The sequence below is a fragment of the Actinomycetospora sp. genome (assembly GCF_055612215.1).
The window spans coordinates 1-11520 of sequence record NZ_JBVPVA010000522.1 but is presented as its reverse complement, the minus strand read 5'-3'; the positions used below and the strand labels follow the sequence as shown (position 1 = coordinate 11520).

Sequence of the window (11520 nt, the reverse complement as noted above, 5' to 3'; positions counted from 1 at the left end):
CCTCGTCGAGCAGCAGGTCGACGCGCTCGCGGGCGGTGAGCCGGCCGCGCTCGTGGTGGCGGTCGACGTATTTCGCGCCGCCCGCGGCGAGCACGGTGTCGACGACGGCGTCCACCTCGGCCAGGGCGGCGAGCATCGCGTCGCGATCGGCGGCGAAGGTCGCCGATGACGGGTCGAGGCGGCTCGTCAGCGCAGGCGCATGTGAATGCTTTTCGTCGTCCCCGCGACCACATCCGTTCACATGAGCCTCGATGCGACGACCTCGTCCATGATCTCGTTCGTCCCTCCGCCGATCCCGAGGATGCGGGCGTCGCGGTAGTGCCGCTCCACCTCGACACCGTGCAGGTACCCCGCGCCGCCGTGCAGCTGGACGGCCTGGTCGACGACCCAGTCGCAGGCCTCGACCGCGGTGTTCTTCGCCATCGCGAGCTCCGCGACGAGGTCGCCGGACGGGTCGCCGGCCTCGTACCGGGCCAGCACGTCACGCACGTACGTCCGCGCCACCACGGCCCGCCGCGCCATCTGCGCGATCCGGTGCCGGACGACCTGGCGGGAGGCCAGTGGCGCGCCGAACGTCTCCCGCTGCCGCGCCCACGCGATCGTCAGGTCGACGCAGCGCTGTGCGGTCGCGTACGCCTGGACGGCGAGCGAGAGCCGTTCCGTGGCGAACCGCTCCATGATCTGGTGGAACCCGCTGCCCTCGGTGCCGACGAGGTTCGTCGCCGGCACCCGGACCTCGTCGTAGGTGATCGTCGCGGTGTCCGAGCAGTGCCAGCCCATCTTGCGCAGCCGGGTGCGGCCCACCCCGGGCCGGTCGGTCTCCACGACGAGCAGGGAGAGCCCCCGGTGTCCCGGCCCTCCGGTGCGCGCCGCGGTGGTCACGTAGTCGGCGCGGACCCCGGAGGTGATGAAGGTCTTGGCGCCGGTCACGACGTACTCGTCGCCGTCGCGCACCGCGCGGGTGGTGATCGCGGCGACGTCCGACCCGGTGCCGGGCTCGGTGATGCCGAGCGAGCCGATGAGCTCGCCGCGCAGCGTCGGGCGCACGATGCGGTCGACGAGCGCGGCCGACCCGTGCAGCGCGATGTGCGGCGCGGCGATCCCGTGGGTGAACAGGCCGGCGCACACCCCGCTCGACCCGCCCGCGAGGATCAGCTCCTCGGCGACGAGCGCGCTGTCGAGGTGGTCGCCGTCGCCGCCCGCGGCCTCGGGGAACCCGAGCGCCAGCAGCCCCAGCTCGCCGGCGCGCCGGTGCAGTGCGCGCGGCAGCTCGCCCGCGTCCTCCCACTCCTCGAGGTGCGGCACGATCTCCCGCTCCGTGAACCGCCGCACCATCGCGCGCAGCGCGCGGCGCTCGGGGGTCTCCCAGGCGTCGTGCGCGCTGACGGGCGCGGCGGCCCCGACCGCGGTCACCGGGACACCGCCGCGGCCGAGCCGGCGAACCGCTCCCGCAGCACCCGCTTGAGCAGCTTGCCGGTGGCGTTGCGCGGCAGCTCGGCGACGAACTCGACCCGCCGCGGCGCCTTGAAGTGCGCGATCCGCTCCCGCGCGAAGGCGATCACCTCGTCGGCGGCGGGCGGCGCGGCCGGGTCGGCCGGGACGACCACCGCCACCACCGACTCGCCCCACTGCGGGTCCCCGACCCCGACGACGGCGACGTCGCCGACCCCCGGATGCCGGTGCAGCACCTGCTCGACCTCGACCGGGTACACGTTCTCCCCACCGGTGATGATCATGTCCTTCCTGCGGTCGACGAGGGTGACGAAGCCCTGCGCGTCGCGGACGCCGAGGTCGCCGGACCGGAACCACCGATCGGCGTGCTGTCCTGGATCGAGCATCGCCTCGGCGGTCTCGGCCGGCCGGTTCCAGTAGCCGGCGAACACCGTCGGGCCCCGCAGCACCAGCTCGCCGACCTCCCCGACGCCGACGTCGTCCCCCGCCTCGTCCACGAGCCGCGCGTCGACGTGCATGAACGGCCGCCCGACCGACCCGGCGTGGGTCACGACGTCGGCGGTGTCGAGGAAGAGCGCCGCCGGCGAGAGCTCGGTCATCCCGAACCCCTCGGTGAACGTCCAGCCCAGGGCGAGGAAGCGCTCGATGACCGTGAGCGGGCACGGCGCCCCGCCCGAGATCGCCCAGCGCAGCGCGGGGAAGGCGCGATCGGCGAGGTCGGGCACCCGGGTCAGCGCCGCCCACATCGCGGGCACGAGGAACTGGGTGGTCACGCGCTCGGCGGCCATGAGGTCGAGGAAGCCGACCGGATCGAACGACGGCACGACGACGACCCTCCCGCCCGCGTACAGCAGGGGCAGCGCCGAGAGGCCGAGCGCCCCGATGTGGAACAGCGGCGCGGCGGCGATCGTGACGTCGGTCGAGGCGATGCCGGGCCCGGCGGAGAGCATGTTCACCGCGTTCCACAGCATGTTGTCGTGGGTGAGCACCGCGCCCTTGGGCTGCCCCGTGGTGCCCGAGGTGTACATGACGACGCAGGGCTCGCCCCCGCGTCCGGCCGCCTGGTCCGGCTCGCGTCGCACCGGGCCGACCGGTTCCTCGCCGAGCGCCACCGGAACGGGATCGGCGGCGGCCTCGCGACACCCGGCGTCGGCGAGCGGCGCGCACGCCGTCGAGGCGACCAGCACCCGCGCGCCGGAGTCGTCGAGCACGTAGGCGACCTCCGGGGGCGCGAGCCGCGTGTTCACCGGCACCGCGATCGCGCCGAGCCGCGCGGTGGCGAAGAGCCACTCCAGGTACGCGGGCGAGTTCTCGCCGAGCAGCGCCACCCGGTCGCCGTGGCCGACGCCGAGGCCGGCGAGCCGTCCGGCCCGGGCCCCGACGCGGTCGTCGAGCTCGGCGTAGGAGGTGCGCGCCCCGGTCGGGCCGTCGACGAGGGCCACGGCGTCGGGGGAGCGCGCGGCGCGCCGGGCGACCCAGACCCCGATGCCCTCGTCCATGAGCCGCCTCCTCGCCCGCCAGGGTGACCTGGGCTACTCTGCCCGTACGTGCGGTCAGTCGGCAAGGGAGTCCGTGATGGCGGGGTACGCGCGCGGCGGCCGTCGTCGGGAGATCCTCGAGACCTTCACGCGCCACGTCGCGCAGCGCGGGTACGACCGGGCGAACTTCGGCGACGTCGCCGCCGAGCTGGGGATGAGCAAGGGGACGATCGTCCACCACTTCGGGACCAAGGACCGGATGCTCGCCGAGGTCCAGGAGACCTACATGCGGCGCCGGCTCGCCGAGGCCCACGAGCTCCTCGACCGGCTACCGACCCCGGCCGAGCGCGTGGCGGCGTTCGTCCACGCCGGCCTGCGGTACTCGACCGACGAGCCGCACACCACGGTCGCCTTCCAGCGCGAGGTGGTGCGCCTGGTGGACCAGCCCGGCATGGAGTCGGCGCGGGCGCTGCGCGACTCCTACCGGGACCTCGTCGTCGGGGTCCTGCGCGACGGCGAGGCCGACGGCAGTTTCGTGCCCGGCGACGCCCGGCTGCGGAGCCTGCAGATGTTCGGGTCGCTGCACTGGATGTGGACGTGGTTCGACCCGGACGGCCGGCTCCCGCCGGAGGACGTCGCCGCCGAGTTCGCCCGGACGCTGCTGCGCGGGCTGGGCGTCGAGGAGTCCGCGGCGCGGGCGGCCGCGGACCCCGGCGGTGTGGTGGCGGGCGCGGTCGACGAGGTCCTGGCCGCCGCGCCCGCCCCGGAGCTCAGCGCGTCGGCGCCGAGGCCCGCATGAGCCAGTAGACCGCCGCCGCGACGACGAAGCCGACCTCGAAGCCGATGTCCCCGATCTGCGGGACCGCCTGCGCGACGAAGCCGGTGAACAGGGTCTGGTTGGAGAACAGCACGATCGACACGACGATGCCCGCGAGCATCGCGACCGGTCCGGCGACGTTGCGGTACGAGGTGTCGAACAGCAGGCGCTCCGTGGCGGCGTACTCCTGCCCGCGGCGCAGGTACCAGTCCACGAACACGACGGCGAGCCACGGCGCGATCCAGTAGGCGATGATCAGCAGGAAGCCCTCGTACGCCTCGCCGGCGTCCGCGAGGCCGGTCAGCGCCACGAGGAACCCGAGCACGCCGAACACCCCGACGGTCAGCGCGCGCCGCAGCGTCAGCGGGAGCCGGATGCCCAGCGCCACGAAGGACATCGAGCCCGAGTAGATGTTGATCGCGTTGGCGGCGACGGCCCCCACGGCGATGCACAGCAGCGTCAGGGCCGCGAGCCAGCCGGGCAGGTGCTCGGTGAACGCCGCGGTCGGCGAGGCGTTCGGGTCGGTGGCCAGGGTGGCCGACGCGGCGCCGACGCTCTCGAGGATCACGCAGGGCACGAAGACGCCCAGCCCGGCCGCCCAGCCGACGGCCTTCGGGCTGGCGTCCGGCGGCAGGTAGCGCGTGTAGTCGGTGGCGTACGGGTTCCAGCCGACCGCGTAGCCGAAGGTCGCCCCGACGGTGAGCAGGAAGCCCGCGACGGAGCCGGCGGGCTGCCCGTCGGTGGGCACGTACGACGGGTCGACCTGGACGAGGATCACGACCGAGGTGATCGCGAAGACCACCGCGAGCACCGGGAGCACGACCTTCTCGAAGCCGTGGATGAGGTTGTGGCCGAGCAGCGCGACCCCGATCTGCACGACCGCGACGATCAGGAGGCCCAGCCAGGCGGGCATCCCGGTGAGCGTCGACAGGGCGAGCGCGCCGGACACGCTGTTGACCGCGAACCAGCCGATGCCGCCGACGATCGCGTTGATCCCGGCGGGCAGCGCGTTGCCGACGAACCCGAAGCCGAGCCGCGAGAGCACCATCATGGGCACGCCGGCCGCCGGACCCCGCGCGGAGAGCAGGCCGTGGGTGACCGACCCGAGGGCCGTGCCCACGACGACCCCGAGGACCGCGCCCCAGAAGCCGAGGCTGAAGGCGCTGACCGCGAGCACCCCGACGAAGATGGTCGCGAACTCGAGGTTCGGTGAGCACCACGTCCAGAACAGCTGACGGGGCCGGCCGTGTCGCTCGGCGAGCGGGATGAACTCGGCGCCCCCGGGTTCGACGGCGACCACGCGGTCGCCGTAGACGCCGTCGCGCAGGACGACGTCGGAGGGCTCGTCGACGAGGGACACTCGGGGCTCCGTTCCGGGGGACTCGTGCTCTGGGGGGATCGTGCTCACTCCGGCCCGCCGATGTCCTCGAGCCAGGTGTCGGGGTGCTCCTGCGCGAACCGGCCCATCAGCTCGGCGCACTCGGGATCGTCGAGAACGGTCACGTCGACGCCGTGCCCGGCGAGCCACGCGTGCTGACCGCCGAACGTCCCGGCCTCCCCGACGAGGAGGCGCGGGATGCGGAACTGCCGGATCAGCCCGGCACAGAAGAAGCAGGGCGAGAGCGTGGTGACCATCGTCGTGCCGGCGTAGTCCGGGCGCCGGCCCGCCGCGCGGAACGCGGCGGTCTCGCCGTGGGTGGCCGGGTCGCCGTCCTGGACGCGGCGGTTGTGCCCGGCGCCGAGCAGGGTGCCGTCGGCGGCGAAGAGGGCCGCGCCGACCGGGACACCGCCCTCCGCCGCCCCCGTGCGCGCCTGCTCCAGCGCGACGGCGAGCATCTCGTGCGGACCCGGGACCACGGGCGACACTGTCACCCCTGCGATGTTCCCGGAGGTGACGGCGCGGTTAAACACCCCGCCCTCCGACGTGACCCGGCTCGCCCCCGCCGGCGTGAGGTGGTCCCGGCCGGGGAACACGCTGAGGTGCCCGAGCTGCCCGAGGTCGAGAACGCGCGCCAGGTCCTCGAGAAGGCGGTGGGCCGGACGATCACCGACGTCGACGACTCCGACGAGTACGTCTGCCGACCCCACAAGCCCGGCGAGATCGCGAAGGCGCTCGTCGGCGGGCAGCTCACCGCCGCACACCGACGGGGCAAGACGATGTGGTGCGACACCGTCTCCGCCGACGGCGAGGAGGGCCCCCACCTCGGGGTGCACCTGGGCATGGGCGGGCGCATCCGCGTCACCGGCCCGCGGGGCTCGCGCGAGGGCGACCTCGCCGGCGGGCTCCCGCGCAAGGCCAACGAGTCGGCCCAGAAGCCGGAGTGGGACCGCGTCACGATCAGCTTCGACGACGGCGGGTCGCTGCGGCTCTTCGACAAGCGCCGGCTCGGGCGGGTCCGCCTCGAGCCCGACCTCGACGCCCTCGGCCCGGACGCCGCGGAGATCGGCCGCGACGACTTCCGGGCGCGGGTCGGCCGGGGCACCAGCCCGATCAAGGCGCGGCTGCTTGACCAGGCCGTGCTGTCCGGCGTCGGGAACCTGCTCGCCGACGAGACCCTCTGGCAGGCGAAGGTCGACCCGCACCGGCCGGCCGGGGAGTTCTCGGAGGCCGAGCTCGACGAGCTGCGCCGCGTGCTCCGCCGCGCCACCCGGCGCGCCATCGAGCGCGGCGGGGTGCACACCGGCGAGGTCATCCCGCACCGGCAGCGCGACGAGGCCTGCCCCCGCTGCGGCGCGCCGATGGAGCGCGGCACCGTCGGCGGCCGCACGACGTGGTGGTGCTCCGCCGAGCAGGCATGATCGGGGCAGCGCGGCCTACGCTCTCGTGGCCCGAGCACCGTCGCCCCCGCGGGAGGACCACGTGACCACCGGCCCGATCATGGTGAACACCCCGATGCCCGCGGCGTTCACCTTCACCGAGCTCACCCCGACCGCGTTCCTCGACCGGTCGGAGCACGCCTTCGCCGAACGGACCGCGATCGTCGACCCCGGCTCGGGTGGCGCGGGGGAACCGGGAACGGAGCGTCGCTTCACCTACCGGGAGTTCGCCGAGCGCTCCCGCCGGCTCGCCGGCGTCCTCGGCGCGCTGGGCGTCCGGCCCGGCGACCGCGTCGCGGTCCTGGCCACCAACAGCCACGTCATGCTCGAGGCCCACCACGGGGTGCCCTACGCCGGCGCGGTCCTGGTACCGCTGAACACCCGGCTCTCGGCCGACGAGCTCGTCCACATCGTCGAGCACTCGGGCGCGCGGGTGCTGCTCGCGACGTCGGAGCTGGCCGAGCTGGCGGGGACCGTCGCCGAGCGCCTCGGGACGACGCTCCTGGTGGAGGGCGACGAGTACGAGACCCGGCTCGCGTCAGCGGCCCCGAGCGTGGTGCCGGTGGTCGACGAGCGGGGCCTGCTCGCGATCAACTACACCAGCGGGACCACGGGGCGCCCCAAGGGCGTGATGTACCACCACCGCGGGGCATACCTGCAGGCCCTCGCGATGGCCTACCACGTGCGGCTGGCCCCGGACTCCCGCTACCTGTGGACCCTGCCGATGTTCCACTGCGACGGCTGGTGCTTCCCCTGGGCGGTCACCGCTGCCGGTGGCACGCACGTGTGCCTGCGGGCGATCGACGCCGACGAGATCTGGCGGCTGGTCCGCAGCGAGGGCGTGACCCACTTCTGCGCCGCCCCCACCGTCCTCACGATGATCGCGGGCTCGTCGGCGGCGGACGGGCCGGCGCCCGAGCGGCGGGTCACCGTCGCGACCGGCGGCGCCCCGCCCTCCCCGACCCTGCTCTCGCGGATGCGCGCGCTCGGCATGGACGTCACGCACCTCTACGGGCTCACCGAGACCTACGGGCCCGCCGTCGTCAACGACTGGCTCCCGGAGTGGGACGAGCTCTCCGACGACGAGCGGGCCGGGCTGCAGGCCCGGCAGGGCGTCGGCAACGTCGTCGCCACCCGGCTGCGCGTCATCGACGAGACCACCGGCCAGGACGTCCCGCACGACGGCGAGTCGATGGGCGAGCTCGTGCTGCGCGGCAACGACGTGATGCTCGGCTACTACCGCGACGCCGCGGCGACGGCGGAGGTCGACGCCGCCGGCTGGTTCCGGACCGGCGACCTCGGGGTGATCCACCCCGACGGCTACGTCGAGATCCGCGACCGGAGCAAGGACGTGATCATCTCCGGCGGCGAGAACATCGCGTCGGTCGAGGTCGAGCGGGTGCTGGACAGCCACCCGGCGGTGATCGAGTCGGCGGTCGTCGGGGCCCCCGACGAGCGCTGGGGCGAGATCCCGGTCGCCTACGTCAGCGTGCGGGAGGAGGTGGAGCCGGACGCGCTGGTCGAGCACGTCCGGACCCACCTCGCCCGCTACAAGGCGCCGAAGCGAGTGGTGTTCGGCGAGCTCCCGAAGACGTCCACCGGGAAGATCCAGAAGAACGTCCTGCGGGATCAGGAGCGCTCAGCCGGCTGACTCGCGGGGCGAGGGCAGTTCCGAGCGCCACGGCGGGGCGGCGTCGGCGGCCGGGCGTGGTGCCGGGATGGAGGGCAGCGCGTCCGGTGGTGCGGACACCTGCCGCAGCCGGCGCTGGGCCCGGGCGATCCGCGCCGCGAGGGCCTGCGCCTCGGCCTGCTCTCGGCGGACGGTGCGGCGGCCGCGCCACCCGAGCTGGGCGGGCGGGCCGAGCGGCTCCACGACGGGGGCCGGTGGTGCGGCCGGCGTCGGGTGCATCGTCATGACGAACCGTGCGCGGTGCGCCGGGTCGGTGTCGTCGGGTCGGTGGTGGCGTCCCATGTCCTCATCCCCCTGAGGCTGCGGTCGACTGCCGAGAGGGTTGCCTCGTCACGCTCAGGTCACACATCGGTCACGCCATGAGGTCACCCGGCGGCCGGTCGAGCCGTCAGGTCAGGTGCGCCTCGCAGGCCTCGACGAGGTCGGCGACCAGCAGGTCCGGGGCCTGCAGCGCCGCGAAGTGCCCGCCGCGGTCGTACCTGCTCCACCGGACGACGTGGTGTGCCCGCTCGGCCAGGCCGCGGACCGTGTGGTCGCCGGGGAAGCAGGCCACGGCCGTCCGGACGCCGGAGGACGGCAGTGCGCCCCCGAACGCCTGCGCGGCCTCCTTGTACGTCCGGGCCGAGGAGCCCGCGGTGCCGGTGAGCCAGGTGATGGTGACGTCGGTGAGGATCGCGAGCGGGTCGATCGGCGTCTGCACGGTGGCCGCGGGGTCGTAGTCGACGAACCACTCGAGGTCCCAGGCGAGCAGACCCGCCGGCGAGTCCTGCAGCGCGTGCGCCAGCGTCTGCGGCCGGGTGCTCTGGATCGCCGCGTACCCCTGGCGCTCCCGCCAGTGCGCCCCGAGCGCGTACACCTGCGCGGCGTCCTCCGCCGACAGGCCCGCCTTCGGGTCCCCGGAGGTCCAGTCGACCGCCGTGACCAGCGCGTTCGCGTGGACCAGCGCCACCCGCCCCGGCGCCCGTCGCGCCACGTGGGGCCCGATCAGCGCGCCCCAGTCGCCGCCCTGGACCACGAACCGCTCGTGGCCGCACCGGGTCATCAGCTCCAGCAGGGTGTCGGCGTGCCGGTCGAGGTCCCAGCCGGTCTCGAGGGTCGGACCCGAGAACCCGAACCCGGGCAGCGACGGCGCGACGACGTGGAACCGTTCGGTCAGCGCGGGGAGGATCCCGAGGAAGTCCGCGACGGTCGACGGCCAGCCGTGCAGGAGTAGCAGCGGGGTCGCGTCGGGGTGCGGCGACCGGGCGTGCACCGCGTGGACGGGCTGGCCGGCGATCGTCGTGAGCACCTGCGGCCAGGCGTTGAGCGCGTCCTGCACCGCGTACCAGTCGAAGTCGTCGCGCCAGCACCGGACGAGCGCGCCCAGGTGGTCGACGGTGACCCCGTACTCCCAGCCGGCCCCCGACGGCTGATCGGGGGTCCGGACCGCGTCGAGGCGGCGTCGCAGGTCGTCCACGGCCGCGGTCGGGACGTCGACGGAGAAGGGTCGGAGCTCGCTCATGGCGTCGAGCGTCGCGAGCGAGGCGGCCGGTTTCGGACCGCCTCTCCGGCGAGATCGACGACCGTGGGACGGAACCGGGCGAGGACCGAACGATCCGCACCAGCTTCGTCGGCCATGCGAGGGCTGCGTCGGCGTCGATCACGCGCGTGAATCGTCCGGCGAGGGGCTTTTCCTGCGCTGTGGTCCCAGGCACAGTTGGAGGTCGGCGAGAACGGAAGGACGGTGCGCCATGACGAGGCCGAACAGCGCGCCCGAGCAGGTGATCGGTTCCCGGGACGAGGCCGAGCGGGTCCGTCGGGAACAGGCCGACGCGACGCTGCGGCGCCTCTCCGGTCAGGTCACCGTGCTCGAGAACTTCGAGCGACGGCTGAACCGCCAGATCCACGAGGCGCAGGAGGCCGGTCGCGACGACTACGTCCGCGAACTCCTGCAGCGCCGGATCTCGGTGCGCTCCCAGCTCGAGGAGATGCGGCGCCGCCAGCAGCACGCCCGCGACGACGTCGGCCGGGGGCGCTGACCCCCTCGGCTCAGTCCGCCCGCTCGAGGGCCGCGACCACCATCGACGTCAGCACCCTCGCCGCGGTCTCGGGCGGGGCGTGCACCGCGCTGCGCGGTGTCGAGTTCATCAGCCCGAACGCGGCGTGCGCGGCCACCCGGACCTCCTCCGGGGTGCGCGGCGTGCCCGCCCGGGCGATCGCGTCCTCCCAGACCTCGACGTAGGCGCGCTGCAGCGCACGGACCCGGCGGCGCGCGTCGTCGGGGAGGTTCGTGAGGTCGCGGTCCTGCACGGAGATGAGTTCCGGGCGCTCGAGGGCGAAGTCCACGTGGAAGGCGACGAGCGCCGCGAGCCGGTCGGCCGGCGCGGGGTGCCGGGCCGCGAGCCGGCGGCCCCCCTCGAGCAGGTACTCGCTGATGCCCACCAGCATCTCGGTGAGCAGGCCCTCCTTGGAGGGGAAGTGCCGGTAGATGGCGGGCCCGCTCACGCCGGCGGCCGCCCCGATCCCGTCGATCGACGTCCCGTGGAAGCCGTGGCGGGCGAAGAGCCGCGCCGCTTCCACCAGGATCTGGTTCCGACGCCGCGTCGGTGCCGGACCCGGCCCCGACCAGCTGTCGATGGTCGGCACGCTCGACTGCTCCACGCCCGCACCCTACGGCTCTTGCGGTGCCGTGTGAACGGCGACTAACGTGGGGTGTTAATCAGCGTTCACGTCGACGGGAGGTCCGCGGTGACCCTGGCGGACACGGAGGTGCCGGCCGGCACCCCGCAGGCCGAGCCCGGCGGCGGCAACGCCGCCGCGCACCGCGAGCTGGTGGACGACCTGCGCTCGCGCCTCGCGACGGTCCGCCTCGGCGGCCCCGAGCGCTCCCGGACGCGGCACGTGGAGCGCGGCAAGCTCCTCCCGCGCGACCGGGTGGACGCGCTGCTCGACCCGTCCTCGCCGTTCCTGGAGCTCTCGCCGCTGGCCGCGTACGGGATGTACGACGACGCCGCCCCGGGCGCCGGGATCATCACCGGCGTCGGGCGCATCGCCGGCCGGATCTGCGTCGTCGTCGCGAACGACGCCACCGTCAAGGGCGGCACCTACTACCCGATGACGGTGAAGAAGCACCTGCGTGCGCAGGAGGTGGCGCTGCAGAACCGCCTGCCCTGCGTCTACCTGGTGGACTCGGGCGGGGCGTTCCTGCCGCAGCAGGACCAGGTGTTCCCCGACCGCGAACACTTCGGACGGATCTTCTACAACCAGGCGACGATGTCGGCGGCCGG

At 74.3% G+C, this 11520-nt stretch carries 12 protein-coding genes; 5 read left to right on the top strand and 7 right to left on the bottom strand.

Annotation, left to right across the window (positions count from 1 at the left end; translation table 11 throughout):
* Positions 1–237: 237 nt before the first annotated feature.
* Together AC0CYZ_RS14640 and AC0CYZ_RS14635 are read right to left on the bottom strand one after the other, a co-directional pair.
* Positions 238–1413 carry an acyl-CoA dehydrogenase family protein gene (locus AC0CYZ_RS14640; protein WP_472216530.1) on the bottom strand — a complete coding sequence of 392 codons (1176 nt, stop codon included), beginning with the start codon at positions 1411–1413 and terminating at the stop codon, positions 238–240.
* Positions 1410–2951 carry an acyl-CoA synthetase gene (locus AC0CYZ_RS14635; RefSeq protein ID WP_472216528.1) on the bottom strand — a complete coding sequence of 514 codons (1542 nt, stop codon included), beginning with the start codon at positions 2949–2951 and terminating at the stop codon, positions 1410–1412. The genes AC0CYZ_RS14640 and AC0CYZ_RS14635 overlap by 4 nt, the downstream gene beginning before the upstream one ends.
* A 76-nt stretch (positions 2952–3027) precedes the next feature.
* Between AC0CYZ_RS14635 and AC0CYZ_RS14630 the strand changes: the two genes are divergently transcribed.
* A complete protein-coding gene (locus AC0CYZ_RS14630) occupies positions 3028–3729 on the top strand; it encodes a TetR/AcrR family transcriptional regulator (protein ID WP_472216526.1) in 702 nt (233 codons plus the stop codon).
* Here AC0CYZ_RS14630 and AC0CYZ_RS14625 read toward each other — a convergent pair.
* Positions 3701–5107, bottom strand: coding sequence for a purine-cytosine permease family protein (locus AC0CYZ_RS14625; RefSeq protein WP_472216524.1), 1407 nt, complete (start codon positions 5105–5107; stop codon positions 3701–3703). The genes AC0CYZ_RS14630 and AC0CYZ_RS14625 overlap by 29 nt on opposite strands.
* A gap of 44 nt (positions 5108–5151) precedes the next feature.
* Positions 5152–5583 carry a nucleoside deaminase gene (locus AC0CYZ_RS14620; RefSeq protein WP_472216536.1) on the bottom strand — a complete coding sequence of 144 codons (432 nt, stop codon included), beginning with the start codon at positions 5581–5583 and terminating at the stop codon, positions 5152–5154.
* Positions 5584–5727: 144 nt separating this feature from the next.
* Between AC0CYZ_RS14620 and AC0CYZ_RS14615 the strand changes: the two genes are divergently transcribed.
* Both AC0CYZ_RS14615 and AC0CYZ_RS14610 read left to right on the top strand, forming a co-directional pair.
* Positions 5728–6546, top strand: a complete 819-nt coding sequence (locus AC0CYZ_RS14615) for an Fpg/Nei family DNA glycosylase (protein WP_472216522.1) — start codon at positions 5728–5730, stop codon at positions 6544–6546.
* 94 nt (positions 6547–6640) lie between these two features.
* Positions 6641–8215: an acyl--CoA ligase family protein gene (locus AC0CYZ_RS14610; protein ID WP_472216534.1), complete on the top strand. Its 1575-nt coding sequence runs from the start codon at positions 6641–6643 to the stop codon at positions 8213–8215.
* Here AC0CYZ_RS14610 and AC0CYZ_RS14605 read toward each other — a convergent pair.
* Positions 8204–8536, bottom strand: a complete 333-nt coding sequence (locus AC0CYZ_RS14605; RefSeq protein WP_472216520.1) for a hypothetical protein — start codon at positions 8534–8536, stop codon at positions 8204–8206. The two genes, AC0CYZ_RS14610 and AC0CYZ_RS14605, sit on opposite strands and share 12 nt — an antisense overlap.
* Before the next feature lie 106 nt (positions 8537–8642).
* Entirely contained in the window at positions 8643–9755 is a 1113-nt protein-coding gene (locus tag AC0CYZ_RS14600) for an epoxide hydrolase family protein (protein WP_472216518.1), read from the bottom strand.
* A 229-nt stretch (positions 9756–9984) separates the two neighbouring features.
* Between AC0CYZ_RS14600 and AC0CYZ_RS14595 the strand changes: the two genes are divergently transcribed.
* Positions 9985–10272, top strand: coding sequence for a hypothetical protein (locus AC0CYZ_RS14595; protein ID WP_472216516.1), 288 nt, complete (start codon positions 9985–9987; stop codon positions 10270–10272).
* A 10-nt stretch (positions 10273–10282) separates the two neighbouring features.
* Here AC0CYZ_RS14595 and AC0CYZ_RS14590 read toward each other — a convergent pair whose 3' ends face one another.
* Entirely contained in the window at positions 10283–10894 is a 612-nt protein-coding gene (locus AC0CYZ_RS14590) for a TetR/AcrR family transcriptional regulator (protein ID WP_472216514.1), read from the bottom strand.
* Positions 10895–11002: 108 nt separating this feature from the next.
* On the opposite strand from AC0CYZ_RS14590, the gene AC0CYZ_RS14585 reads away from it, so the two are divergent.
* Positions 11003–11520: carboxyl transferase domain-containing protein (locus tag AC0CYZ_RS14585; protein ID WP_472216532.1), on the top strand; the 518-nt coding region annotated here is incomplete at its 3' end.